Origin of the sequence: Microbacterium sp. NPDC086615, assembly GCF_040686055.1 — a bacterium.
In the GTDB taxonomy this organism is placed as follows: domain Bacteria; phylum Actinomycetota; class Actinomycetes; order Actinomycetales; family Microbacteriaceae; genus Microbacterium.
On record NZ_JBFBJJ010000012.1, the window covers coordinates 1 to 24,143 of the forward strand.

Consider the following 24,143-nt stretch of genomic DNA (forward strand, 5'->3'; position numbering starts at 1 on the left):
ACCTCGCCCGAGCCGACCGATCATTACAAAGACACAAAGTCAGTCGGTGGCTGAGTCAGACCCGAACGAAGCACTATCAGTCTCAACGTCGGAGGTCGGTCGTAGATTTCCCCGCATGAGCACCACACTGTGGAACGACCTCGCTCCGGCACCGCGTCCGGCCGGGTGGGGCGCAGCGACCCATGTCGCCGCTGGTCTGTGGCGCATCGCCGACCGACGCGGAGTCGTTGTGGGGCACGTTCGGGCCACGGCGTCCGAGCGCGGCTGGCGATATGCCGCCGAGCGGTTCCACTCCGCGTCCGGCGCCTTCCGACGGCTCGGCGAGTTCTGGTCCGCGGCCGAGGCTCTCGAATGTCTTCGCTACGCGCGATGACCTGCTTTCGGGGCGGTGGCGGAGCGCCTCACACCAGCGCGGTGAGCTCGCCGAGGCGTGACGTCCGGCCCTCGGCGCGGACGTCCGCCCACGCCGCCCCGAGCAGGTCGACTGCGCGATCGAGAGTGGCCGGCGGGGCGGTGAACGGCATCCGCAGTCGCCGATCGTGTCCGCCCTCGGTCGCGAACCGCGATCCGGCCGAGAGGAGGAGACCGCGAGAGCGGGCGTTCATGACGAGGGGCGTGCTGACGGGCTCGCCGATCCCGAGCCAGAGCGACACCCCTCCGTGCGGGGTGGGGATCTCCCAGTCGGCGAAGGTCGAGCGCAGGGCGCGCACCAGGGCGTCGCGCCCGGCGCGGAGCAGATCTCCCCGCTGGACGACGATCTCGTCGAGGCGGGGAACGAGCAGCGTGGCGACGGCCTGTTCGAGTTCGGGCGTGCCCAGATCGTGAACCGGCCGACCGCTGGCCAAGCGGCGGACGATGTCCGTTTCGGCGCGAATCCACCCGACGCGCAACCCGCCCCAGACCGTCTTGCCCAGCGAGCCGATGCGAATCACCAGATCGGACTCGGGAAAATGCGTGGCACGACCCGGTCGGTCGATGTCGAGGTCCGCCGTGGTCTCATCCAGGACGAGGAAGGTGCCGGTCATCTCGGCACCCCCCACGAACACATCCACTTCCTCGGGAGACATCGAGCGACCCGTCGGGTTCTGGAAGTCCGGCATGAGGTACGCGAGAGAGGGCAGAGTCCGCGCGAAGGTCTGCGCTGCCCGGTCGAGGTCCCACCCGTCCGTCGTCGAGACCGGCACCCCGACCAGGCGGGCGCCCACGTATCGGAAAGCCTCCGCTGCGTGCGGGTAGGTCGGCGTCTCGATCAACACACGGTCCGCGCGATTGAGAAGCACGGATGCCGCGAGGTGGATCGCACTCTGAGCGCCCGTCGTGACGAGGATCTGGTCGGCTGTGGTCGGCACCCCGCGTCGCCGGTATCGATCCGCGATCGCCTCACGGAGAGCGAGCGACCCGACCACGTCGTATCCGGAACGGGCGACGATGGCGCTGGCATCCTGGAGCACCTCGCTGATGACCGCGGGCAGACCGGGCCATGCGGCGGGGCTGGCCTGCTGCAGATCTATCGCGTCCGTCGCGGCCGCCAGGCCCCCGGGATCGTTCCGCGGTAGGGGGCGTGTCACGCTCCCACTCCCCCGCAGGCTTTCGATGTGGCCCGTGTCGCGAAGACTTCGATACGCGGCCGCGACGGTGGTCCGGCTCAGCGACAGCGCCGCGGCGAGTTCACGTTCCGCCGGCAGGGCCGTCCGGGGAGCGATGCGGTTGTCGAGGCAGAGCAGCCGTACGGCATCCGCGAGAGCTTCGTAGGCGGGTCCGTTGCCCCGCCAGCCGCCCAGGGCTTCCGCCAGAGCGCGTGCCGAGATCCGGGAATCCATGAGGCCACGATAGACGAATTGGCATTACGCGCAAAAGCCAATTCCCTGATTGGATTTCCTCATGTCCGAGCGCATTCTTCGTCTCCTCGTTGGCCTGATCGCCTACGGCTTCGGCTGTGCGCTCACGGTCGCAGCCGGGCTCGGGGTCGACCCCTGGACGGTCTTCGCGGAGGGACTCTCGCGCGTCACCGGAATCGGCGTCGGATGGATCACCAACATCGTGGGACTCGGCGTTCTCCTCCTGTGGATCCCCCTGCGCCAGAAGCCCGGGGTCGGTACGGTCGCCAACATCCTGCTGGTCGGCACGAGTATGCAGATCGCTCTGGGATTCCTCCCGCACCCCGACGCGTGGTGGCTCCAAGCACTCATGCTCGTGGCAGGTGTCGTCGTCGTGGCGGCGGCATCCGGTCTCTATATCGGCGCCCGCTTCGGTCCCGGCCCGCGCGACGGGCTCATGACAGGTCTCCACGCGCGCTTCGGCTGGCCGATCTGGGCCTGTCGGCTCGGTGTCGAGGGAACCGTGCTCGTCCTCGGATGGATCCTCGGCGGCACCGTGGGGATCGGAACCGTGGTCTTCGCCCTCGGCATCGGGCCACTGGTCCACGTGGCCCTGCCTCTGCTGGCCACGCGCGACAAGGTCCTCGCGCCCGCGCACGTGTGACGGTGCCCGCGCACGTGCAACGAGAGAGTCCCCGCGCGCCGCCCGTCCGAGGCTGCGCGCGGGGAGCTCTGTTCAGTGCTCGCGGAACTCTGGCCAGTCGCTCCCGGGCTTCAGGTGCGAGTGCAGAGCGTTCTTCGCGATCTCCATCGTGGGGTAGACGCCCAGCGGCTCGTCCTTCCCCGCCATATGCACGCCGTAGCCATCGGCATCCTTCTGGATCTTGCCGACGACACCCGCGGGCCCGTATGCGACCCAGAGGCGTCGCGTCACCGTTTCGGACATGAGTGCTCCTTTGCTCTCGATGGCGGCAGAGTACCTCTGTCCGCCGCCCGCGGCCAGGGCATCGACGCAAGTCGGTGCGATGGGGCCGGACGGCGGAGATATCCTGGTGCACGACCCCCAGTAGCTCAGTGGATAGAGCAGCGGCCTTCTAATCCGCCGGTCACACGTTCGAATCGTGTCTGGGGGACTCGGCTCCGGTGTCGGACCCCCTCACTAGACTGGAGGGATGGTAGGCGCCTCCACGAATGACCGGCTCGTCTGGATCGACTGCGAGATGACGGGCCTCGACCTCGCGGTCGATGAGCTGGTCGAGATCGCCGTCGTCGTCACCGACTTCGAGCTCAACGTGCTCGACCCCGGCTTCCACATCGTGATCAAGCCCGACGCTTCGGCGATGGAGAACATGGGCGAGTTCGTCACCGAGATGCACCGTTCGTCCGGACTCCTCGAAGAGATCCCCCACGGGGTGAGCCTCGCGGATGCCGAGTTCCAGGCGTTGGAATACATCCAGCGGTTCGCGCCGGTCGAGGGAAAGGCCCCCCTCGCGGGCAACACCATCGGCACCGACCGCATGTTCCTGGCCAAATACATGCCGCGCGTCGATCGCTGGCTGCACTATCGAAACGTCGACGTCTCGAGCATCAAAGAGCTGTCCCGCCGGTGGTATCCGCGGGCGTACATCCACGCACCGGCGAAGAACGGCGGACACCGGGCGCTCGCCGACATCCTCGAGTCCATCCGTGAGCTCGCCTACTATCGCGAGGCCGTGTTCGTCCCTCAGCCAGGTCCCACGAGCGACGAGGCAAAGACGATCGCGTCCTCGGCCGTGTCGTCGTTCGCTCACCACGTGTGACATAATTGTTCAGTTGTCCGCTGCGGCAGACACATGGTGGCTATAGCTCAGTTGGTAGAGCACCGCGTTGTGGTCGCGGGGGTCGCGGGTTCAAGTCCCGTTAGCCACCCCACTCCCTTGAAGGCCCGTCGAGAATCTCGACGGGCCTTCGTCTTTCGTCGGGGCTCGAGCCGATCGACCGTAGAATTGCCCGAGCGGCGACTTTCAGGAGATGACATGAGCGAAGACGCGGGTTCCGGCGTCGCGCTCCGTCTCGACGCCGAACAGTTCGAGGCGTTGGTCGTCAACGAGCTCGACCAGCTCCCCGACGACATGGTCGAGGGCTTGGACAACGTCGTGTTCGTCGTGGAAGACCGGCCTGAGGACGGATCGCTCGATCTTCTCGGGCTGTATGACGGTTGGGCGTTGACGGAGCGCGACCGATACGGCGTAGGCGAGCTTCCCGACCGCATCATCCTCTACCGCGAGCCGCACCTCGCAGCCTGCTCCGACGAGCAGGAGCTCCGCGACGAGATCCACACGACCCTGGTCCACGAGATCGCCCACTTCTACGGCATCGACGATGCGCGCCTGCACGAATTGGGGTGGGCATGATGCCGACGGTGGCCACCCCCGATCTCGACGTCGTCGACGACACCGAGCTCACTGCCGTTCCGCCCTCGTCGTGGCAAACGGTGGTGTGGAACGACCCCGTGAACCTCATGAGCTATGTCAGCCACGTGTTCCGCACCTACTTCGGCTTCGACGCCGCGACGGCCGAGCAGCTCATGCTCGCCGTGCACCACGACGGCCACGCGGTCGTTGCCCGCGGCCCCCGCGAGGTGATGGAAGCACACGCGCATGCCATGCACGATTACGGCCTGTGGGCGACAGTTCGGAAGGAACCCGCGTGAGCGACAAGATCGTCGTCCTCGAGATCAGCGGTCTCGAGGCCCTTCACCTCGCCGGCATCGTCGGGCAGTTCCGTGACGTCGTGACGGACACGCAGCGCAGTGACGACCCTGCCGTCGCACGCCTGCTGCCGGATGCGTATCCCGATGATGAGGAAGCGACACGGGAGTTCCGTCGGCTGACCGGCGACGACCTGCTCGGTCGACGTGCCGCCGACGCGGAGGTCATCCTCCGCACCCTCGGCATGGACGGCGGGGCGCATGACCACGGCGACCCGGATGCCACCCTGACCATCGCTCTCGGCGAAGACGAGGCCCTGTCGTGGATGCGGACCCTGTCGGCGGTGCGTCTCGTGATGGCGACACGCCTCGGCATCCACAGCGAAGACGATCATCAGCCCGATGATCCGCGCTTCGGGATCTACGACTGGATCGGCTATCGCCTCGACGGTCTCGTCACCGCACTCGACCGCCGCTGAGCGTCGTCGCGCGACCCGGTCCCTCCGACGAGCTCAGGGACCTGACGACTCAGACACCGGGGCGTCAGCCCGGGTGGCTGAGTTCGTCGAAGCTTCCGGACGCGACATTACCGAGGTGGCTGAGCTCGTCGAAGCCACCGGACGCGCCACTGTCCAAGCGCTTGCAAACGTCGGGGTCAGCGCGTCCGGTTTACGGCACCCGCACGAACAGGGTCGCGAGCGACACCGGGCCGTTCTGCTCGATGTGCCGGTCCTCTTGCGCCGCCCAACGCTCCCAGTGCGGACGATACGTATCGCCGTCTCGCTCGAGAGCTCGATGTTTACGCGAGGGCGACGGCGCATCGACCCACACGGCGACGTCCGCCAATCGCGCGGTCTCCGGCGTCAAAGCGCCCGCTCCTTCGACGACGAGCGGGAGGGACGGATCGACGGCGTAGGCTTCCGCACGCTCGCCGGCATCCCAGTTCCAGCGTTGCCACACCCCCACAGCGCCTTTCGCGTGCGGGGTCAAGATCATCTCGCACGCGTACGTCGAGCCGGCGGCGAGACCGTCCCAACCGGGATAGACATCGTCGAGCGCGACGAGCTGCACGCGTCCTCTCAGCGGCCAGGCCGAGACGAGACGGCGTGCGAGAGAGCTCTTCCCTGCTCCGCTGCGCCCATCGATGACGATCACCGGGTTGGTTGCGGCGACCGCGCGCACGCGCTCGAACACCGCGGACGTGGCCGCGGCGAGAGCCTCGTCGACGTCGTCCGCGTTACTTCTTGAGGGCGCGGATGACACGGCTGAGCGCGCGACCCGCGACCCACACGAACGGAACGGCGACGGCGAGCAGCGACACGATGTTCGGGTCGAAGCGGAGGTCGTCGCCGCGACGGATGTACGCGCCGAGCGGCAGGGTGTAGCCGCCACCGCCACCGCCGCCGTTGCCCTGCTCATCGGATCCGCCGCCGAAACCGGCCCACGTGAGCGCGACCGGGACGATACGGACGCCGTCGACGTCCTGCTGCTCGCCGTACGCGGCCGTGACGCCGAAGTTGGTGGACTGCTTGCCGAGTTCCAATGCGATGTTGGGCATGTCCCCACCGTACCCGCGACGTCCATCGGAGCCCAGGGGTGTTGCGCCGTCGCGCGGACCGTGTCAGTGGTCGTACGTCGGGCGGGGGTTGGTCGGGAGTGCCCCGCCGCCGCGGGTGGGGCCGAGCAACGAGCCGCGGGTCACGGCGCCGCGACCGAAACGGGCGACGGCGCTGTCGAGCGCGCCCTCGACACGGCGCCATTCGGCGTCGTCGTCCCACAGGGTCGCGGCCATGGTCGCCGGCGCGAGCTTCTCGCCGCGCACGCCCACGAGTCGCACCGCTTGTCGACGGTCGATCGCGTCGAACAGCTCGATCGCCGCATCGCCGATGCGTTGACCGACGGAGGTCGCTTCGGACAGGGTGCGCGAGCGACTCACCGTGGTGAAGTCGCTGAAGCGCACCTTGATGGCCACGGTGCCCGCCTCGTACTGCTGCGCGCGCAGACGTGCGCCGACCCGATCCGCGAGACGGCGCAGCTCGACGTGGAGCGTGCGGGTGTCGGAGATGTCGGCGTGGAACGTCTCTTCGTGACCGATGCTCTTCTCCGTGCGCCCCGTGTGCACCGCGCGGGCGTCGATTCCGCGCGAGAGGTGCCAGACCCGCTCTGCCATCGCCGATCCCAGTGCCTGCTCGAGCACGGCCCGTGGCGCGTCCAGGATGTCGGAGACGAGACGGATGCCGCGCGCCTCGAGAGACTCGGCCGCCTTGGGGCCCACTCCCCAGAGGGCGCGCACGGACCGCGGCCGCAGGAAGGCCTCGGTCTGACTCGCCGCGACGACGAGCAGCCCGTCGGGTTTGGAGATCGTCGACGCCATCTTCGCCACGTGCTTCGTCGCGGCGACGCCGATGCTGCACGTGAGTCCGGTCTCGGCCTGGACCCGAGCGCGGAGATCGCGCGCGATCCGCCCCGGACTCCCCCATAGGCGTCGAGCTCCTCGCACGTCGAGGAAGGCCTCGTCGATCGAGAGGGGCTCGACGAGGGGCGTGACGTCGTGGAAGATCGCCATGACCTGCCGCGACATCTCGGTGTACCGGTGATACGGAGGATTGACGACGATCGCGGTCGGGCACAGTCTCAGCGCGACAGCGACCGGCATGGCCGACTTCACCCCATAGCGGCGAGCCTCGTAGGACGCGCTCGACACCACGCCGCGACCCTCGGATCCGCCGATGATGAGCGGCTTTCCGGCGAGGGACGGGTCGTCGAGCACAGCGACCGAGGCGAAGAACGCATCCATGTCGACGTGCAGGATGCCGGTGCCGGTGTCATCCGCGTCGGGGGGCGAGACGATGCGCCCCGTGCCGTCCCCGCGTCCCATACGTCCATTCTCTCCCGGGCCTCCGACATCGAGACGGTCACGCTGGCGATGCCTCAACACCGGGAGAACGACGGATGCCACGGCCCGCCGCGCGTGCGCGGCCGGGATCGTGGCATCCGGGGTCCTGCGAGGGGTTCTACTGCGCGGCCGCGCGCTCCAGCACGAGCTCTCGCACGCGGGCGGCGTCGGCCTGCCCCTTCATCGCCTTCATGACCGCACCGATGACAGCGCCGGCGGCCTGTACCTTGCCATCACGGATCTTCGCGAGGACATCGGGCTGTGCCGCGAGCGCATCGTCGATCGCCGCGATCAACGCACCGTCATCGGAGACGACGGCGAGCCCGCGCGCATCGACGACCTCTTCGGGTGTCCCCTCACCGGCGATGACGCCTTCGAGCACCTGACGGGCGAGCTTGTCAGTGAGCGTGCCCGCATCCACGAGCTTCTGAAGGGCCGCGACGTTCGCCGGCGAGACGAGGTCGGCCGCATCGCGCTCCTGCGCGTTGGCGACGCGGGTGATCTCGCCCGTCCACCACTTGCGCGCGGCCGCGGGGGCGGCCCCTGCGGCGATCGTGTCGGCCACCGCGTCGAGGAGCCCGCCGTTGGCGACGTCCTGGAACTCCAGGTCGGTGAAGCCCCACTCGGCCTTGAGCCGACGCCGACGCGCGGCGGGAGGCTCGGGGAGCGCCGCTCGGAGCTCCTCGATCAGTTCGGGCGCAGGCACCACGGGGAGCAGGTCGGGCTCCGGGAAGTAGCGGTAGTCGTCGGCATCCGACTTCGGTCGACCGGGAGAGGTACGTCCGGTGTCTTCGTGCCAGTGCCGCGTCTCTTGCGTGATGGTGCCACCCTTGGCGAGGATCGCGGCCTGGCGCTGGATCTCGTACCGCACGGCGCGCTCGACAGAGCGCATCGAGTTCACGTTCTTCGTCTCGGTGCGGGTGCCGAGCTTTTCCTGGCCGCGCGGCCGCAGCGACACGTTCGCATCGCAGCGGAGGTTTCCGCGCTCCAGGCGCGCCTCCGAGATGCCGAGACCGCGAACGATGTCGCGAATCGTCGCGACGTACGCCTTGGCGAGGGCGGGGGCGGAGTGCTCCGCACCGAAGATCGGCTTGGTGACGATCTCGACGAGCGGCACACCGGCCCGGTTGTAGTCGACGAGCGAGTACTCGGCGCCCTGGATGCGACCGGTCGCGCCGCCCATGTGGGTGAGTTTGCCCGCGTCTTCCTCCATGTGGGCGCGCTCGATCGGCACGGTGACGATCGTGCCGTCTTCGAGCTCGACCTCGACCGATCCCTCGAACGCGATCGGCTCGTCGTACTGCGAGATCTGATAGTTCTTGCCGAGGTCGGGGTAGAAGTAGTTCTTTCGCGCGAAGCGGCTCGAGGGTGCGATCGAGCAGCCGAGGGCGAGGCCCAGGCTGATCGACGAACGGATCGCTTCGGCGTTGACGACCGGCAGGGCGCCGGGGAGCCCCATGTCGACCGGCGCGACGAGCGTGTTCGGCTCGGCGCCGTGGTTCGCCTCGTTCGCCGGGTTCGGCGCCGACGAGAACATCTTGGTCGCGGTGTTGAGCTCGACGTGCACCTCGAAACCGAGGACGGGCTCGAACATCTCGAGCGCCTCGTCGAAGTCCATCAGGGCATCTTTCGCCATCAGATCATTCCTGCTTTCGGTCCCTGAGCCTGTCGAAGGGTGAGAGAGGGGGCCTTGTCGAGGAGCGGTGCGCCCCACTGGTCGACGAGCAACGCCTCGAGCGCCGCGCCGACGCGGTACAGGCGCGCGTCTTCCCGCGCCGGGGCGAGGAACTGGATGCCGACGGGCAGCCCGTCTTCTTCGGCCAGGCCGCTGGGGATCGAGATACCCGGGACGCCCGCGAGGTTGGCAGGGATCGTGGTGATGTCGTTGAGGTACATCTGCAGGGGGTCGTCGATCTTCTCGCCGAGTCGGAAGGCCGTCGTCGGCGCCGAGGGCGTCGCGATGACGTCCACCTGCGCGAAAGCGGCGTCGAAGTCCTGCTGGATCAGCGTGCGCACCTTCTGCGCGCTGCCGTAGTAGGCGTCGTAATAGCCGGCGGACAGCGCGTACGTTCCGAGGATGATGCGGCGCTTGACCTCGGGCCCGAACCCGGCGTCGCGCGTCGCGGCCATGACGTTCTCGACCGTGGGGGCACCCTGCGGGGTCACGCGGAGACCGAATCGCACCGAGTCGAACTTCGCGAGATTGCTCGATGCTTCGGCGGGAAGGATCAGGTAGTACGCGGCGACTCCGTACTCGAAGTGAGGCGCGTTGATCTCCACGATCTCGGCGCCCTGGGCTTCCATGGCAGCCAGCGAGGCGCGGAACGAGTCCGACACGCCCTTCTGGAAGCCGCGGTCGTCGAGCTCGCGGATGACGCCCACTCTCAGGCCCTTCAGGACCTCACCGGTCGCCCCCTCTCGGGCGGCCGCGGCGAATGAGGGCCACGCGTCCGACAACGAAGTGGAATCGTTCGCGTCATGCCCGCCGATCACGTCGTGCAGCAGGCCAGCGTCGAGCACGGTGCGGGTGACCGGACCGACCTGGTCGAGGCTCGAGGCCAGGGCGATCGCGCCGTAGCGGCTGACCCCGCCGTAGGTGGGCTTCACGCCGACCGTTCCGGTGACGTGGGCGGGCTGACGGATCGACCCGCCGGTGTCGGAGCCGAGGGCCAGGGGTGCCTCGAAGGCGGCGACGGCTGCCGCCGAGCCACCGCCGGAACCACCCGGAATGCGGTCGAGATCCCAGGGGTTACGGGTGGGACCGTAGGCGGAGAACTCCGTGGACGAGCCCATCGCGAACTCGTCCATGTTGGTCTTCCCGAGCGGCACGAGACCGGCGGCACGGGAACGAGCGACGACCGTGGCGTCGTAGGGCGACATGTAGCCCTCGAGGATCTTGGAACCGCTGGTGGAGGGCATGTCGGTCGTGACGAGCACGTCCTTCACCGCGAGCGGCACTCCGGCCAGCTCGTGCAGCTGCTCACCGGCGGCGCGACGGCGGTCGATGTCAGCCGCGACGTCGAGGGCGTGGTCGCTGACGTGCAGGAACGCGTGGACGTCGCCATCAACGGCGGCGATGCGGTCGAGGTGCGCCTGCGTGGCTTCGACGCTGGACACCTCGGACGACGAGATCTTCGCGGCCAAGTCGGCCGCGGTCAGGCGGGTGAGATCGGTCACTGCTCTTCTCCCAGGATCGCGGTCACGCGGAATCGCCCGTCTGCCTGGTCGGGGGCGTTCTGCAGCACCTGCTCGCGCGTCAGCTGCGGCTGCACGGCGTCGGGGCGGAAGACGTTCTCGAGCGGGATCGGGTGGCTCGTCGCGACGACCTCGGGGGTCGCCACCTCGGACACCTTCGCGATGTTGTCGACGATGGCATCCAGCTGGCCGGTGAGGCTCTGGACCTCCTCGTCGCTCAACTGGATCCGGGCGAGCACACCGAGATGGCGCACGAGATCAGGAGTGATTTCAGACACCCTCCGATCCTAGTTCGCGTCGTGTTCGCCCTGCGCTCGCGACCGGCATGGCCGGGGAGAGTCGCCGAGCGGGACACGCCTGGGGAGGAACGGTCGATTCGCCTCCGAAATCCTGTGGACACGGATCGCGGCTGTGAACAACGCCCCGCGCGACATGCCTCGCCCTAGGCTGGCCCGGTGACCAGCTTCGATCCGCCCCGTCCCTGGACCCACAGCTACGCCGCCGGTGTCCCCGAGGACCTCGAGCCCCAGACCGGGTCGCTCGTCGACATCGTCGATGCCTCGACCCGCGACTATCCCGACGCTCCGGCGCTCCAGTTCTTCGGACGAGAGACGACGTACGCCGAGATGTCCGCCGAGATCGCGCGCGTCGCAGGCGCGCTGGCCGCTCACGGCGTGCGCGCCGGCGACCCGGTGGCGATCGTGCTGCCGAACTGCCCGCAGCACATCGTTGCGTTCTACGCCGTCCTGCGGCTCGGCGCCGTCGTCGTCGAGCACAACCCGCTCTACACCGCTCGCGAGCTGCGGAAGCAGTTCGAAGACCACGGCGCGAAGCACGCCATCGTCTGGAGCAAGGTCGTGCGCACGGTGCAGGACTTCCCCGCCGACCTGCGGCTGACGACGCTCGTGTCGGTCGACGTGACAGAAGCGATGCCGTTCCGCATGCGCCTGGCGCTTCGCCTCCCGATCGCGAAGGCCCGAGAGTCGCGGGCGGCACTCACCGAGAAGACGCGGGACGCCACCCCCTGGGCCGACCTCGTGCGTCGCGCGCCGCTGCCCGAGACGCACCCGCGTCCCTCGTCGGCCGACCTGGCGATCATCCAGTACACGAGCGGCACCACCGGTACCCCCAAGGGTGCCATGCTGACGCACGCGAATCTCCTCGCCAACGCCGCGCAAGCGCGCGCGTGGGTGCCGCAGATCGTGCGGGGCGAAGGGTGCGTTGTCTATGCCGTCCTGCCGATGTTCCACGCCTACGGGCTCACTCTGTGCCTCACGTTCGCCATGTCGATGGGGGCGCGACTGGTGCTGTTCCCCAAGTTCGATCCCGATCTGGTCCTGGCTGTGACGAAGAAGCACCCCGCGACCTTCCTGCCCCTGGTTCCGCCGATCGCGGAGCGGCTCCTCGCCGCGGCGCAGGCGAAGGGCATCTCGCTCCACGGCACCGACGTGGCGATCTCCGGCGCGATGGCGCTGCCGCACGATCTGGTCGTCCCCTTCGAGAAGGCCACGGGCGGATACCTGGTCGAGGGATACGGTCTGAGCGAGTGCTCCCCCGTCCTCATGGCGAACCCCGTCGCCGACAACCGCGTCGCCGGGACGGTCGGTCTTCCGCTCCCCGGCACCGAGTGTCGTGTCGTCGACCCCGACGACCCGCGCCGCGACGTCGAACGCGGCGAACTGCTGGTTCGAGGACCGCAGGTGTTCTCCGGCTACTACGGCAAGCCCGAAGCGACCGACGAAGTCTTCGTCGACGGGTGGTTCCGCACGGGAGACATCGTCACGATCGATGACGCCGGGTTCGTCCGCATCGTCGACCGGATCAAAGAACTGATCATCACGGGCGGTTTCAATGTCGCGCCCACCGAGGTCGAGAACGTGCTGCGCCAGCACCCCGACGTGGCTGACGTCGCCGTCGTCGGCCTGCCGAATGAGCACTCCGGTGAGGAGGTCGTCGCCGCGGTGGTCCCGACGACGCCCGGCGCGTTCGACGCTGAGGCGGTGCGGGCGTTCGCGCGCGGCATCCTGACGCCCTACAAGGTCCCGCGTCGCATCGTCGTCGTCGACGAACTGCCGAAGTCGCTCATCGGCAAGGTGCTCCGTCGCCAGGTACGGGAGCAGCTCCTTCCGAAGGGGTGATCGCCGCCTGAACGGTGCCGGCTCGCCGAGCGCACCTCCGTGCGGCCTAATGCTCGTCGGCGACCGCGTCCGAGTCTTCGGCCGCACCGCCATCGAGGGCTGCGGGTCCCTGCTCGACCAGGATGCGGAACTGCGCGGCATCCAGGATGCGCAGCCCGAGCTCCTCGGCCTTCGCGAGCTTGGATCCGGCACCCGGTCCCGCCGCGACGAAGTCGGTCTTCTTCGAGACGCTCGAGGCGGCCTTCCCGCCGGCGGCCAGGATCGCTTCTTGCGCGCCTTCACGCGTATAGCCGTCGAGCGAGCCCGTCGCGACCACGGTGAGGCCGGCGAGAACCCCACCCGCCGCGGCGGCGGCCCCGGGCCCGGGGTGCCCCGGCACCGAGAACCGCACCCCGGCAGCCGCCCACCGATCGACGATCTCTCGATGCCAGTCGACCTCGAACCAGTCGATCACGGCGTCGGCGATGATGCCGCCGACCCCCTCGACCGCGGCGAGCTCTTCGCGCGACGCTGCGCGGATGGCATCCAGAGATCCGAACCACTGCGCGAGTGCCCGCGCGGCGACGGGGCCGACATGGCGGATGTTCAGCGAGACGAGCAGACGCCACAGGTCTTTCGTCTTGGCTTTCTCGAGTTCGGCGACCAGCTTGACCGCCTGCTCGGAGGGCAGGACCTCGCGGTAGTCCTTACGGATACCGCGGCGCCGACGCTCGGCCGGATCGAGGTCTTCCGCCCCGGGTGGGTACGAAGCGGGACCAAGCTTCTGAAACGGCGCTCGACGCACGAGTTCGCCGGTGTCCGGGTCGACCTTGCGCTCACCCGTTTCGGAATCGCGGACGACGACCTCGATCGGAACCAGCTCTTCGACGGTCAGGTCGAACAACCCGGCCTCGGTGTCGAGCGGCGGACGCTCGGGCACGTCCGGCTGCGTGAGCGCGGCCGCCGTGACCTCACCGAGAGCCTCGATGTCGAGAGCACCGCGCGAGCCGATGTGCTCGACGCGGCCTCGCACCTGCGCGGGGCACGAGCGCGCATTGGGACACCGCAGGTCGATGTCGCCCTCTTTCGCGGGCCGAAGAGGCGTGCCGCACTCGGGACAATCCGCCGGCATCACGAAGGCTCTCTCGGTCCCGTCGCGCAGCTCGACCACGGGGCCGAGCACCTCGGGGATGACGTCGCCGGCCTTTCGCAGGACCACGGTGTCGCCGATGAGGACACCCTTGACCTTGACCACGTCTTGATTGTGCAGAGTCGCCTGGCGCACCACGCTGCCTGCGACCTTCGCCGGTTCCATCACCGCGAACGGCGTCGCGCGGCCGGTGCGACCGACCGAGACGACGATGTCGAGCAGCTTCGTGTTCACCTGCTCGGGCGGGTACTTGTACGCGATCGCCCACCGCGGGGCACGGCTGGTCGCGCCGAGCTCGTCGTGCAAGGCGAGCTCGTCGACCTTGACCACCACGCCGTCGATCTCGTGCTCGACGTCGTGTCGGTGTTCGCCGTAGTGCGCGACGAACGACAGCACGCCGTCGATGCTCGACTCGACGCGGCTGTAGGGCGACGTGGGGAGTCCCCACGACGCGAGGAGCTCGTAGATCTCGCTCTGCGCCGCAACGGGGGGATCGGGCCACGCGCCGATCCCGTGCACGTACAGCGACAGGGAGTCGATTCGCGCGAGGCCCGCTTCGAGTTCGAGACCGCTCTTCTTCTCGATCTGCTGACGCAGACCACCGCTGGCCGCGTTCCGCGGGTTGGCGAAGGCGGGGAACCGGCGCGCCGCAGCCTGCTCCGCCTTCTCTTCGTCGAACGCGCGCGCACCACGTCGACCGGCGGCACGCTCTCGCGCCTCGGCAACGGCGCGCTCCCGGAACTCCCCCTGGAGGCGGTTGAGGTTCTCGAACTTCGCGACGGGGATGAAGACCTCTCCGCGCACCTCCACGAGGGCCGGATGGCCCTCTCCCGAGAGCTCACGCGGCACACCCGCGAGGCGAAGCGCGTTCTCGGTGACGATCTCGCCCACGCGCCCGTCGCCGCGCGTCGCCGCCGAGGTCAGCACGCCGTTCTCGTACCTCAGGCTGATCGCCAGGCCGTCGATCTTGAGCTCGCTGAGCCAGTGCACCTTTCGCCCCGCGGCGGCTTCGGTCTTGACCGCCCAATCGCGCAGCTCGTCGGGCGAGAACACGTTGTCGAGACTGAGCATGCGCTCGGCGTGCTCGATCGTCGCGAGATCCGTGGCGCCGGCCGCACCGACCGACAGCGTCGGGCTGTCCTGCCCCTGCAGCTCGGGGTGAAGCCGCTCGAGCGCCTCGAGCCGATGCATCCAGCCGTCGTACGTCGCGTCGTCGACGAGCTCGGCATCGCGACCGTAGTACGCCTCCCGGGCGTCGACGATGCGCTGGGTCAGGTCGGCCGCCTCCGTGCGCGCGTCGTCGAGGGAGAGGTCGGGAAGCTGATCGTGCTCGGTCACGGATCCAGCTTAGGGAGAGGCTCCGACATCGAGCGCGGGCCTTGCGGGAGCGTGTCGAGCGGAGGATGAGGGACGACGGGAGGGAGATTCCGACGCGGCAATCCTCCGCTCGTCCCTCGTCCTCCGCCCGTCACGCCACCCGCGCGCAGCGCCGTCCGCCCGTCGCTCCACCGGCGCTTAGCGCCTTCCGCCTGTCCCGACGCCGCGCCTTCGCGACAGCGCTCAGACCTCGACCGGCACCGCCGACACGGTCCGGTCGATCGTGAACTGCCCGATCACGCGCGTGCCGTCGTAGAGCACCGCCGTCTGACCCGGCGCCACCCCGTCGAACGGAACCTCGGGCCGCACCGTCAGCATCCCGTCCTCCAGCGACGCGAGAGCGGGAACCGGATCGGCGTGGGCACGGATCTGCACGTCGCACGCGAACGTCGACGCCACGGGCGCCCGGCCCGCCCAGGTGAAGCGCTCCCCCGCGATCTCGGCGCAGGCGAGCGCCTCTTTCGGGCCGACCACGACGGTGTTGTTGACCGGCCGCACCTCGAGGACGAACCTCGGCTTGCCGTCCGCGGCGGGGACGCCCAGCTGCAGCCCTCGACGCTGGCCGACGGTGAACGCGTGCGCCCCGTCGTGGGTTCCCACCACGGCTCCCGAACGGTCGAGGATCTCGCCTTTCTCGGCGCCGACCTTGTCAGCGAGCCAGCCGCGGGTGTCACCGTCGGGGATGAAGCAGATGTCGTGGCTGTCGGGCTTCTGCGCCACCGTCAGGCCGCGCTCCTCCGCCTCGGCGCGCACGAGCGCCTTCGACGGGGTCGAGCCCAGCGGGAAGTAGGTGTGAGCGAGCTGTTCGGCCGTCAGCACGCCCAGGACGTACGACTGGTCCTTGGCGTTGTCCGATGCCCGGTGCAGCTCGCGTCCTTCCGGCGTGTCGACGAGGGTGGCGTAGTGCCCGGTGCAGACGGCGTCGAACCCGAGCTCGATCGCGCGCTCGAGGAGCGCGGCGAACTTGATCTTCTCGTTGCATCGCATGCAGGGGTTGGGTGTCCGACCCGCACGGTACTCCGCGACGAAATCGTCGATCACGTCGTCGCGGAACCGCTCGGAGAAGTCCCAGACGTAGAACGGCATCCCGAGCCTGTCTGCCGCGCGTCGCGCGTCCATCGCGTCCTCGATCGTGCAGCATCCGCGACTCCCCGCACGGAGCGTGCCGCCCGCGCGCGAGAGCGCCAGGTGCACGCCGACGACGTCGTGGCCCGCGTCGACGGCACGCGCCGCCGCCACCGCGGAATCGACGCCACCGCTCATCGCCGCCAGAACTCGCATCGTCCCAGTCTACGAAGCCTGACCTGAACGGGCTCCGGATGCCACAGCCCGGGCGTAGGCGTCCGGAAGCAGGGTGAGGACCGCATCGACGTCCGCCGCGGTGGAGGTGCGTCCAAGGGTGAAACGAAGCACCGAACGCGCCGCGCGCTCCCCCAGCCCCAGAGCCAGGACCACGTGAGACGGCTCGGCGACTCCGGCCTGGCACGCCGACCCGGTGGAAACCGCCACCCCCGCCATGTCGAGGACGAACAGCAGCGTCTCGCCCGCGGCATCCGGAAACAGGACGTGCGCATTCCCGGGAAGCCGGTTGACGGGGTCGCCCAGCAGCCGAGCCTCGGGAATCGAACGACGGATGCCGTCGATCAGCCGATCGCGCAGTGCGCTCAGTCGCCGCGTCTCGCTCTCACGTTCGGCCTCGGCGGCGGTGGCCGCCGCCGCGAAGGCGGCCGCCCCGGCGACGTCCTGGGTACCGGCGCGGAGCCCCCGCTGCTGCCCCCCGCCGTGCACCAGGGGCGTCAGGGTCGCGTGGCGCGACACCACGGCCGCTCCGACGCCGACGGGACCACCGACCTTGTGCGCCGACACCGACAGCGCGGCCAGGCCTCCGCTCGCCGTGCCCGCCCCCCGCCAGCCGGCGAAATCGATCGGGACCTGTCCGAGGGCCGAGACCGCGTCGAGATGGAGGGGCACTCCGGCCGCGGATGCCACGGACGCCAGGTTTGCGGCATCCTGCACCGTCCCGACCTCGTTGTTCGCCACGAGGGCCGTCGCGAGCGCCGCGCCGGGGAGGGCGGCGGCGAAGGCGTCGGTGCCGATGCGTCCCGCATGGTCCAAAGCGACCGCCCGGACATCGGCACCCTCAGCGGACGCGAGCCAGCCGACGACGTCGAGCGTGGCGTGGTGCTCTCCGTCGGGGAGGACCACGGTGTCGGCTCCGTGAGGACGCGCCCACCACAGTCCCTTCAGGGCGAGGTTAGCCGCCTCAGTACCTCCGGAGGTGAAGACGATCTCGATCGGTTGGCACCGCAGGACGCGCGCGAGCTCGTCGCGGGCGTCCTCGAGCAGGCGCCGCGCAGCTTGGCCGGCACCGTGGATCGAGGACGGGTTGCCCAGCACCTCGTGGGCGGCCAGCCAGGCATCACGGGCTTCTGCGCGCAGCGGGGTGGTCGCTGCGTGATCGAGATAGACCTGCATCCCGCTTTCCCTCCCGACGACGCGCGTCGCCTTCACTACCCTAGATCTCATGGTCCGACCCGAGACTGTCCTTTCCCCGCACGCCGGCCTGCTCGACGACGCTCTCGACGACCTCGGCGTGACGCTCGGTCCCGACGGGGAGACGCTGCGCGTCTGGTCGGCTCACGCCGATGCGATGCAGCTCCTCGTCTTCGACGATGTCGATCTCGACTGGGCGACCGAGACCTTCACGATGGAGGCGGTGGGTGGCGGGGTCTTCGAGGTCACGACCCCGATGCTGCGCCCGGGCGCCCGCTATGCGATCCGCGTCGGCGGCCCGCAGGGACCGGGCAACACCTTCAATCCGCAGACGCTCCTGATCGAGCCGTACTCGCGCGGACTCGTCTCCGGATCCTTCGGCGACTGGCGCTCCGTCGTCGTCGACGGCGCCTTCGACTGGGGCGCGTCCACCAAGCCGCAGGTGCCGATGGACCGCACCGTCATCTACGAGGGCCATGTCAAAGGCCTGACGAAGCGGCATCCGTTCATCCCGCCCGCCCTGCACGGCACGTACGCCGGCCTCGCGCACCCCGCGATGATCGAGCACTTCCAGTCGCTCGGTATCACGAGCGTCGAACTGCTTCCCGTGCACGCTTTCGCGACCGAGCCGCGCCTGCTCCAGCTCGGCCTCACCAACTACTGGGGCTACAACTCGCTGAACTTCTTCACCCCGCACGCCGCGTACGCCACGGCCGCGAGCCGCGCCGAGGGGCCCGAGGCCGTCCTGCGCGAGTTCAAGGGAATGGTCAAGCTCCTGCACGAGGCCGGCCTCGAGGTGATCCTCGACGTGGTCTACAACCACACGGCGGAAGAGAGCATCGGCGGTCCACGGACGAGCCTGCGCGGCATCGACAACCGCTCCTATTACCGACAGACCGACGACGGCGTCTACATCGACGAGACCGGATGCGGCAATGCGGTGAACACGTCGACGGATGCCGCTGCGCGCCTCGTCCTGGACTCGTTGCGGTACTGGACGAACGAGGTGCAGATCGACGGCTTCCGCTTCGACCTCGCGGTGACGCTCGGGCGCGACGCGAACCATTCCTTCACGCCCGATCATCCGCTGCTGCAGGCCATCCGAGACGACGAGCACCTGGCTGGGACCAAGCTCATCGCCGAGCCGTGGGACGTCGGCATGGGCGGGTGGCAGACCGGCGCCTTCGGCGAGGGCTGGCACGAATGGAACGACCGCTACCGCGATCGGGTGCGCAATTTCTGGCTGAGCGACATCGACTACGCCCGCCGGGCCGACACCGCCCCGGTCGGCATCGGGGGCTTCGCGACGCGACTCGCCGGTTCGTCCAACACGTTCAGCGAAGAGCGCGGACCTCTCGCGAGCATCAACTTCGTGACCGCCCACGACGGATTCACGCTCCGCGACCTGGTCTCGTACGACGTCAAGCACAATCTCGGCAACGGCGAGCAGAATCGCGACGGCGCCGACACGAACCGCTCGTTCAACCACGGTGCCGAGGGTCGCACCGACGACGAACAGGTGCTCGCCACGCGCCGCAAAGCGATGCGCAACCTCATGGGCACGCTCCTGCTGTCTGCGGGCGTCCCGATGATCACCGCGGGCGACGAGATGGGCCGCACCCAACGCGGCAACAACAACGCCTACTGTCACGACTCGACCCTCACGTGGCTGTCGTGGGACCTCGCACCCTGGCAACGCGACCTGTTCGCCCACACGCAGCGCCTCCTGCAGCTGCGGCGCGAGAACCCGGCGCTGCGCCCGAAGCGTTTCGCCCGAGCGGGAGAGAGCATTCCCTCGGCCTCGGTGATGGAGTGGTTCGACGAGCGGGGCGAGACCATGTCGGGCGAGCGGTGGACCGATCCGTCGCACCGGACCCTGCAGTACCTGGCGACCTCGACGCCCGAGGACGAGGAGCTCAATCGCATCCTGCTCATCGTGCACGGCAACGAGCGCGCGATCGACATGACGCTGCCGACGCTGGAGCCGGGCGTCGCGTTCGTCTCGCTCTGGTCGAGCGAGGAAGAGGCCCCGACCGAGCACGGCAAACGCTTCGCCGCGGGAGATGTGCTCGCCGTCGCGGGAACGTCAATGAGACTGTTCCGCGTCGAATAACCGGGCCGTCGTGTCAAGGCCGGGAGAATGGATGCCGTGAGGTCGGCGGGCCGCGATAGGTTCGGATCGTGGCCACCACGACGACTCCTACGCCCGTACGTCCCTGGCGCAGCGGCGCCTCGATTCCCGAGCGCCCGGTCAAACCGACGCCGACCGCGAAGGGCGTGGTGACGCCGCGTATCCCGCTCGCGCTCCCCCACCCCAGCGTGCCGGGCGGACGATTCCGCCCGTCGGCGTACGTCGGCGAAGCCGTCCCCTTCACGGTGACCGCATTCCGCGAAGGGCATGACCGCATCGGCGTGCACGTGAGGTTGTTCTCGCCCTCCGGCGACGAGTCGCTGCACCGGCTCAGCCCCCTGAACGACGGGTTCGACCGGTGGTCCACGCTCGTCGCTCCGCTCGAGCAGGGCATTTGGCGATTCCGCTTCGAGGCGTTCGCCGACGAGTTCGCGACCTGGGAGCACGCGGCCGACGTCAAGATCGCCGCCGGGGTCGACACGGCCCTCATGCGCGAGATCGGTGCCCGCCTGTTCGACCGCGCACGCGGAGAGAAGAAGCGCCCCGGCAGCGACAAGGACGTGCTCTACGAGGCAGCGCGCGCGCTGCGCGACCCGGACACGCACGATGACGTCGCCCTCGAGATCGTCCGCAGCGGCGAGATCGCCGCCATCTTCGCGGCCCGGCCCGTGATGGGCCTGGTCTCGGTGGGGCGCGAGACCGAGCTGCTCGTCGAGCGGGAGCGCGCCGGCGTCGGCGCGTGGTACGAGTTCTTCCCCCGATCCGAGGGCGCGACGCGCGCCGAAGACGGAACCGTCGTGAGCGGAACCTTCCGCACCGCGACCGACCGTCTGCCGGGGGTCGCCGGCATGGGCTTCGACGTGCTGTACCTGCCGCCGATCCACCCCATTGGCGAGAGCAACCGCAAGGGCCCCAACAACACCCTCGTCACGTCGCCCGGCGACCCCGGCTCCCCGTGGGCCATCGGGGGCCCAGCGGGAGGTCACGACACCGTGCACCCCGACCTCGGCACTCTCGACGACTTCCGCGCCTTCGTCTCGGCCGCACGCGCTCAGGGCATCGAGGTCGCCCTCGACCTGGCCCTCCAGGCCTCGCCCGACCACCCGTGGGTGACGGAGCATCCCGAGTGGTTCACGACGCTGCCCGACGGCTCGATCGCCTACGCCGAGAATCCGCCGAAGAAGTACCAGGACATCTACCCGGTCAACTTCGACAACGACCCCGACGGCATCCGCGCCGAGGTCTTGCGGATCGTGCGGCACTGGATCGCCCAGGGCGTCCGCATCTTCCGCGTCGACAACCCGCACACCAAGCCCCTGCAGTTCTGGGAGTGGCTGATCGCGACCGTCAGCGCCGAAGAGCCCGACGTCGTCTTCCTCGCCGAGGCGTTCACGCGCCCCGCCCCGCTGCAGGGACTCGCCATGGCCGGGTTCCAGCAGAGCTACACCTACTTCACGTGGCGGAACACGAAGGAAGAGCTCGAGGAGTTCTTCTCGGGCCTCGCGCACGAGACCTCCGACTTCCTGCGCCCCAATCTCTTCGTCAACACCCCCGACATCCTCACCGAGTACCTGCAGTTCGGCGGCCGTCCGGCCTACAAGATCCGCGCGGCGCTGGCGGCGACGGCCGCGCCGACCTATGGCGTCTACGCCGGTTACGAGCTCTATGAGAACGTGGCTCGTCCGGGGTCGGAAGAGAACATCGACAACGAGAAGTACGAGTACAAGTTCCGCGATTGGGCGGGTGCCGAGGCGGCGGGCGATTCCCTCGCTCCCTACCTGCGCATGCTGAACCAGGCGCGCCGCGACCACCCCGCTCTGCGCCAGCTTCGCAATCTCGACGTGCACTGGAGCGACGACGACGCGATCCTGGTCTATTCGAAGCACCTCGACGCGGCGCTCTCCCCCACCGGTGAGAGCGACACGATCATCGTGGTCGCCAATGTCGACCCGCACTCGGCGCGGCAGAGCACGGTGCACCTCGACACCACGGTGTGGGGCGTCGAGCCCGGCACCCCTTACGAGGTCGAAGACCTCGTGACCGGTCAGGTGTGGACCTGGGCCGATCACAACTTCGTGCGCTTGGACGCGTTCGACGAACCCGTGCACATCCTGCACGTGAAGGAGGTCCGATGAGCACGCTTCCCGCCGAGCTCCTGGATGCCGTCGCCTACGGCACGCATCACGATCCGCACAGCGTCCTCGGTGCGCACAAGACCGCGGAGGGGTGGGTGATCCGCGTTCGTCGCCCCCTCGCCAAGGACGTGGTCGCCGAACTCGACGACGGCACGACGGCCGTTCTGTCGCACGTGCGCGGCGGCATCTGGGAGGGATCCGTCCCAGGTCACCCCGGTGCCTACCGCGTCCGCTCGACCTATGACGACGGCGTCGGTCACGTCGCCGACGATCCGTACCGCTTCCCACCATCGGTCGGCGAGCTCGACCTGCACCTCATCGCCGAGGGCCGACACGAGGAACTGTGGCGCGTCCTCGGAGCGCACGTGCGCGAGATCGACGGAATCTCCGGCACAGCCTTCACCGTCTGGGCTCCCAATGCACGGGCGCAGCGCGTGATCGGCGACTTCAACGGCTGGGACGGACAGGGCAGCGCGATGCGCTCCATGGGGTCCAGCGGGATCTGGGAGCTCTTCGTGCCGGGCGTGGGCGTCGGCGCACGCTACAAGTTCGAGATCCTCGCTCGCAGTGGCGCGTGGGTGCAGAAAGCCGACCCGATGGCGCGCCTCGCCGAAGTTCCGCCGGCGATTGCTTCGGTCGTCACGGATTCGGCCTACACCTGGTCGGACGACAGCTGGATCGCGGAGCGCTCGAACAGCGCTCCCATCGACCGTCCGATGTCGATCTACGAGCTCCACCTCGGCTCATGGAAGCAGGGGCTGTCGTATCGCGACGCCGCGGACGAGATCATCGCCTACGTGGGTGCTCAGGGCTTCACACACGTCGAGTTCCTGCCGCTCGCCGAACACCCGTTCGGCGGCTCCTGGGGCTACCAGGTCTCGGGCTACTACGCCCCGACGAGCCGCTTCGGCGACCCCGACGACCTGCGCTACCTGATCGACCGCCTGCACCAGGCGGGCATCGGCGTGATCATGGACTGGGTCCCCGGTCACTTCCCCAAGGATGAGTTCGCGCTCGCGCGCTTCGACGGGGAGGCGCTCTACGAGCACCCCGACCCCCGCCGCGGTGAGCACAAGGACTGGGGAACGCTCATCTTCGACTACGGCCGCAACGAGGTGCGCAACTTCCTCGTCGCGAACGCGCTCTACTGGTTCGAAGAGTTCCACGTCGATGGTTTGAGAGTGGATGCCGTCGCCTCCATGCTCTATCTCGACTACTCCCGCAACGACGGCGAGTGGGCCCCCAACCAGTTCGGCGGGCGCGAAAACCTCGAGGCGATCCGCTTCCTGCAGGAGGTCAACGCGACCTCGTACAAGCGCTACCCCGGTATCGCGATGATCGCCGAGGAGTCCACGAGCTTCCCGGGTGTCACCGCGCCCACGTCCCACGCCGGCCTCGGTTTCGGCTTCAAGTGGAACATGGGGTGGATGAACGACTCCCTGCAGTACATCGCGCGTGACCCGATGTACCGCTCTCACCACGAGGGAGAGCTGTCGTTCTCGTTCGTGTACGCGTTCAGTGAGAACTTCATCCTTCCGATCAGCCACGACGAGGTCGTGCACGGCAAGGGCAGCCTCTTCGGACGGATGCCGGGAGACCACTGGCAGAAGCTCGCGAACATGCGCGCGTTCCTGGCGTACATGTGGGGCCACCCCGGCAAGCAGCTGCTGTTCATGGGCCAGGAGTTCGGCCAGATGTCGGAGTGGTCCGAGGGCCGCGGCTTGGACTGGTGGATGCTCGACCAGCCGTCTCACGCGCAGTTGCACGACTTCGTGGCCGAGCTCAACCGCGTCTACAAGGAGCACGCTCCGCTGTGGTCTCGCGATCACGACGGAGCGGCGTTCTCGCGCCTGGGCGCACCCGCCTGGAACCCGAACGTGCTGGCTTTCGCCCGTCGCGATCACCACGGCAACACGATCGCCGTGCTGTGCAACTTCTCGGGCGTGCCCCTCGGCGACTTCCCGATCGACCTCCCCGAGGCGGGGACGTGGACCGAGGTCCTCAACAGCGACGCCGAAGCCTTCGGCGGCTCGGGTCAGGGCAACTTCGGCGCCGTGACGACGGACGCGCGCGGAAGCGCCGTTCTCACTCTGCCGCCCCTCGGGGTCCTCTGGCTCCAGCACTCGGCCGGCGCCTGACCGGG

21 protein-coding genes and 2 tRNA genes are annotated in these 24,143 nt (G+C 68.9%); 12 read left to right on the forward strand and 11 right to left on the reverse strand.

The genetic code is table 11. The features are described from left to right. The first annotated feature begins 115 nt into the window (after positions 1 to 115). Positions 116 to 373, forward strand: coding sequence for a hypothetical protein (locus AB0O24_RS12700; RefSeq protein WP_275798945.1), 258 nt, complete (start codon positions 116 to 118; stop codon positions 371 to 373). A 28-nt stretch (positions 374 to 401) separates the two neighbouring features. Here AB0O24_RS12700 and AB0O24_RS12705 read toward each other — a convergent pair whose 3' ends face one another. Then, the gene (locus AB0O24_RS12705; protein ID WP_363375346.1) at positions 402 to 1,820 is read right to left on the reverse strand and encodes a PLP-dependent aminotransferase family protein; all 1,419 of its coding nucleotides are present in this window, start codon (positions 1,818 to 1,820) and stop codon (positions 402 to 404) included. A 61-nt stretch (positions 1,821 to 1,881) separates the two neighbouring features. Between AB0O24_RS12705 and AB0O24_RS12710 the strand changes: the two genes are divergently transcribed. After that, positions 1,882 to 2,481 (forward strand): hypothetical protein, encoded by a 600-nt coding sequence (locus tag AB0O24_RS12710; RefSeq protein ID WP_275798951.1) that lies wholly within the window; start codon positions 1,882 to 1,884, stop codon positions 2,479 to 2,481. A 72-nt stretch (positions 2,482 to 2,553) separates the two neighbouring features. Here AB0O24_RS12710 and AB0O24_RS12715 read toward each other — a convergent pair whose 3' ends face one another. After that, positions 2,554 to 2,763 (reverse strand): methyltransferase, encoded by a 210-nt coding sequence (locus AB0O24_RS12715; protein ID WP_275798953.1) that lies wholly within the window; start codon positions 2,761 to 2,763, stop codon positions 2,554 to 2,556. A gap of 114 nt (positions 2,764 to 2,877) precedes the next feature. Between AB0O24_RS12715 and AB0O24_RS12720 the strand changes: the two genes are divergently transcribed. The 6 genes from AB0O24_RS12720 (at position 2,878) to AB0O24_RS12745 (ending at position 4,985) form a co-directional block, all read left to right on the forward strand. Continuing rightward, a tRNA-Arg gene (locus AB0O24_RS12720) sits at positions 2,878 to 2,950 on the forward strand. Positions 2,951 to 2,989: 39 nt separating this feature from the next. Further along, the gene (gene orn, locus AB0O24_RS12725; RefSeq protein ID WP_275798955.1) at positions 2,990 to 3,616 is read left to right on the forward strand and encodes an oligoribonuclease; all 627 of its coding nucleotides are present in this window, start codon (positions 2,990 to 2,992) and stop codon (positions 3,614 to 3,616) included. Positions 3,617 to 3,652: 36 nt separating this feature from the next. Next, positions 3,653 to 3,728 (forward strand) — tRNA-His (locus AB0O24_RS12730). 104 nt (positions 3,729 to 3,832) lie between these two features. Further along, positions 3,833 to 4,210, forward strand: a complete 378-nt coding sequence (locus AB0O24_RS12735) for a metallopeptidase family protein (RefSeq protein WP_275798093.1) — start codon at positions 3,833 to 3,835, stop codon at positions 4,208 to 4,210. Then, complete coding sequence (gene clpS / locus AB0O24_RS12740) at positions 4,210 to 4,509, forward strand: ATP-dependent Clp protease adapter ClpS (RefSeq protein ID WP_275798120.1); 300 nt, start codon at positions 4,210 to 4,212, stop codon at positions 4,507 to 4,509. Before AB0O24_RS12735 ends, clpS begins: the two co-directional genes overlap by 1 nt. Further along, positions 4,506 to 4,985 (forward strand): DUF2017 family protein, encoded by a 480-nt coding sequence (locus AB0O24_RS12745; RefSeq protein WP_363375350.1) that lies wholly within the window; start codon positions 4,506 to 4,508, stop codon positions 4,983 to 4,985. The genes clpS and AB0O24_RS12745 overlap by 4 nt, the downstream gene beginning before the upstream one ends. Positions 4,986 to 5,175: 190 nt before the next feature. Here AB0O24_RS12745 and AB0O24_RS12750 read toward each other — a convergent pair whose 3' ends face one another. The 6 genes from AB0O24_RS12750 to gatC form a co-directional block, all read right to left on the reverse strand. Next, entirely contained in the window at positions 5,176 to 5,769 is a 594-nt protein-coding gene (locus AB0O24_RS12750) for a hypothetical protein (RefSeq protein WP_275798096.1), read from the reverse strand. Continuing rightward, a complete protein-coding gene (locus AB0O24_RS12755; protein ID WP_058596110.1) occupies positions 5,744 to 6,064 on the reverse strand; it encodes a hypothetical protein in 321 nt (106 codons plus the stop codon). Before AB0O24_RS12755 ends, AB0O24_RS12750 begins: the two co-directional genes overlap by 26 nt. A gap of 63 nt (positions 6,065 to 6,127) precedes the next feature. Beyond that, complete coding sequence (locus AB0O24_RS12760; protein WP_363375352.1) at positions 6,128 to 7,384, reverse strand: DNA polymerase IV; 1,257 nt, start codon at positions 7,382 to 7,384, stop codon at positions 6,128 to 6,130. A 136-nt stretch (positions 7,385 to 7,520) separates the two neighbouring features. Further along, the gene (gatB, locus tag AB0O24_RS12765) at positions 7,521 to 9,038 is read right to left on the reverse strand and encodes an Asp-tRNA(Asn)/Glu-tRNA(Gln) amidotransferase subunit GatB (protein WP_275798101.1); all 1,518 of its coding nucleotides are present in this window, start codon (positions 9,036 to 9,038) and stop codon (positions 7,521 to 7,523) included. Next, complete coding sequence (gene gatA, locus AB0O24_RS12770) at positions 9,038 to 10,579, reverse strand: Asp-tRNA(Asn)/Glu-tRNA(Gln) amidotransferase subunit GatA (RefSeq protein ID WP_275798103.1); 1,542 nt, start codon at positions 10,577 to 10,579, stop codon at positions 9,038 to 9,040. The genes gatB and gatA overlap by 1 nt, the downstream gene beginning before the upstream one ends. Further along, a complete protein-coding gene (gene gatC / locus AB0O24_RS12775; protein ID WP_058626747.1) occupies positions 10,576 to 10,875 on the reverse strand; it encodes an Asp-tRNA(Asn)/Glu-tRNA(Gln) amidotransferase subunit GatC in 300 nt (99 codons plus the stop codon). Before gatC ends, gatA begins: the two co-directional genes overlap by 4 nt. 177 nt (positions 10,876 to 11,052) lie before the next feature. Here gatC and AB0O24_RS12780 point away from each other — a divergent pair, with 177 nt between their 5' ends. Then, the gene (locus AB0O24_RS12780) at positions 11,053 to 12,735 is read left to right on the forward strand and encodes a long-chain-fatty-acid--CoA ligase (RefSeq protein WP_275798106.1); all 1,683 of its coding nucleotides are present in this window, start codon (positions 11,053 to 11,055) and stop codon (positions 12,733 to 12,735) included. A 46-nt stretch (positions 12,736 to 12,781) separates the two neighbouring features. Here the strand turns inward: AB0O24_RS12780 and ligA are convergent, their stop codons facing one another. The 3 genes from ligA to AB0O24_RS12795 form a co-directional block, all read right to left on the reverse strand. Further along, on the reverse strand, positions 12,782 to 15,202 hold the full coding sequence (ligA, locus tag AB0O24_RS12785; RefSeq protein ID WP_275798107.1) for an NAD-dependent DNA ligase LigA: 2,421 nt from the start codon (positions 15,200 to 15,202) through the stop codon (positions 12,782 to 12,784). Positions 15,203 to 15,424: 222 nt separating this feature from the next. Beyond that, complete coding sequence (gene mnmA / locus AB0O24_RS12790) at positions 15,425 to 16,522, reverse strand: tRNA 2-thiouridine(34) synthase MnmA (protein ID WP_363375358.1); 1,098 nt, start codon at positions 16,520 to 16,522, stop codon at positions 15,425 to 15,427. A 9-nt stretch (positions 16,523 to 16,531) separates the two neighbouring features. After that, positions 16,532 to 17,716, reverse strand: coding sequence for a cysteine desulfurase family protein (locus AB0O24_RS12795; protein WP_363375361.1), 1,185 nt, complete (start codon positions 17,714 to 17,716; stop codon positions 16,532 to 16,534). Between the two features lie 49 nt (positions 17,717 to 17,765). On the opposite strand from AB0O24_RS12795, the gene glgX reads away from it, so the two are divergent. The 3 genes from glgX (at position 17,766) to glgB (ending at position 24,138) form a co-directional block, all read left to right on the forward strand. Further along, complete coding sequence (gene glgX / locus AB0O24_RS12800) at positions 17,766 to 19,847, forward strand: glycogen debranching protein GlgX (protein WP_363375364.1); 2,082 nt, start codon at positions 17,766 to 17,768, stop codon at positions 19,845 to 19,847. A 68-nt stretch (positions 19,848 to 19,915) separates the two neighbouring features. Further along, entirely contained in the window at positions 19,916 to 22,000 is a 2,085-nt protein-coding gene (locus tag AB0O24_RS12805) for a maltotransferase domain-containing protein (protein WP_363375367.1), read from the forward strand. Further along, positions 21,997 to 24,138 carry a 1,4-alpha-glucan branching protein GlgB gene (gene glgB, locus AB0O24_RS12810; protein ID WP_363375369.1) on the forward strand — a complete coding sequence of 714 codons (2,142 nt, stop codon included), beginning with the start codon at positions 21,997 to 21,999 and terminating at the stop codon, positions 24,136 to 24,138. The genes AB0O24_RS12805 and glgB overlap by 4 nt, the downstream gene beginning before the upstream one ends. The last annotated feature ends 5 nt before the right edge of the window (positions 24,139 to 24,143 follow it).

Coding starts and splice junctions, on each gene's coding strand:
- AB0O24_RS12700 (WP_275798945.1), top strand. CDS start 116: ATGAGCACCACACTGTGGAACGACCTCGCTCCGGCACCGCGTCCGGCC.
- AB0O24_RS12735 (WP_275798093.1), top strand. CDS start 3,833: ATGAGCGAAGACGCGGGTTCCGGCGTCGCGCTCCGTCTCGACGCCGAA.
- clpS (WP_275798120.1), top strand. CDS start 4,210: ATGCCGACGGTGGCCACCCCCGATCTCGACGTCGTCGACGACACCGAG.
- AB0O24_RS12710 (WP_275798951.1), top strand. CDS start 1,882: ATGTCCGAGCGCATTCTTCGTCTCCTCGTTGGCCTGATCGCCTACGGC.
- gatB (WP_275798101.1), bottom strand. CDS start 9,038: ATGGCGAAAGATGCCCTGATGGACTTCGACGAGGCGCTCGAGATGTTC.
- orn (WP_275798955.1), top strand. CDS start 2,990: ATGGTAGGCGCCTCCACGAATGACCGGCTCGTCTGGATCGACTGCGAG.
- AB0O24_RS12755 (WP_058596110.1), bottom strand. CDS start 6,064: ATGCCCAACATCGCATTGGAACTCGGCAAGCAGTCCACCAACTTCGGC.
- mnmA (WP_363375358.1), bottom strand. CDS start 16,522: ATGCGAGTTCTGGCGGCGATGAGCGGTGGCGTCGATTCCGCGGTGGCG.
- AB0O24_RS12760 (WP_363375352.1), bottom strand. CDS start 7,384: ATGGGACGCGGGGACGGCACGGGGCGCATCGTCTCGCCCCCCGACGCG.
- glgB (WP_363375369.1), top strand. CDS start 21,997: ATGAGCACGCTTCCCGCCGAGCTCCTGGATGCCGTCGCCTACGGCACG.
- AB0O24_RS12715 (WP_275798953.1), bottom strand. CDS start 2,763: ATGTCCGAAACGGTGACGCGACGCCTCTGGGTCGCATACGGGCCCGCG.
- glgX (WP_363375364.1), top strand. CDS start 17,766: ATGGTCCGACCCGAGACTGTCCTTTCCCCGCACGCCGGCCTGCTCGAC.
- AB0O24_RS12795 (WP_363375361.1), bottom strand. CDS start 17,716: ATGCAGGTCTATCTCGATCACGCAGCGACCACCCCGCTGCGCGCAGAA.
- AB0O24_RS12705 (WP_363375346.1), bottom strand. CDS start 1,820: ATGGATTCCCGGATCTCGGCACGCGCTCTGGCGGAAGCCCTGGGCGGC.